Here is a 362-nt window from a genome sequence, read left to right as displayed (position 1 = left end):
GACGTGGGGTTTGTAGCCAAAGAATGGGATAGCGAGATCACTCGACGGCATGGTTCCATCGTCCTGCCGCTTCGCTTTCGTGAACTTCAGCGTCCAGCGCGCATGGCGATCCTTGTGCGACAGCTTTGACGGCTTGTACTGCCAGTCTTCGGGAATACTGACTGCCCGGAGATCGGCTTTCTCGGCGTTCGTGTTGCGCTGCTTTGGAGCCGCCACCAGCGTTGCATCCAGGATCTGGCCCGACATCGGCAGATAGCCGGCGTGCCGCAGGGTCGCGTCAAAACGGTTGAACAGACCCTCGATCGCTCCCACCTGCGTCAGGCGCTCACGGAACAGCCAGAGTGTTTTGGCATCAGGAACAC

The 362-nt window shown here is 59.7% G+C and carries 1 pseudogene; it reads right to left on the bottom strand.

From position 1 onward, the window contains the following. Positions 1–362 (bottom strand): annotated as a pseudogene (locus tag KP705_RS19490) (IS5/IS1182 family transposase); the annotation flags it as partial.

Source organism: Gluconobacter sp. P1D12_c, from assembly GCF_018812105.1.
Lineage (GTDB): Bacteria > Pseudomonadota > Alphaproteobacteria > Acetobacterales > Acetobacteraceae > Gluconobacter > Gluconobacter oxydans_A.
This window is presented reverse-complemented; position numbering and strand designations above follow the sequence as displayed.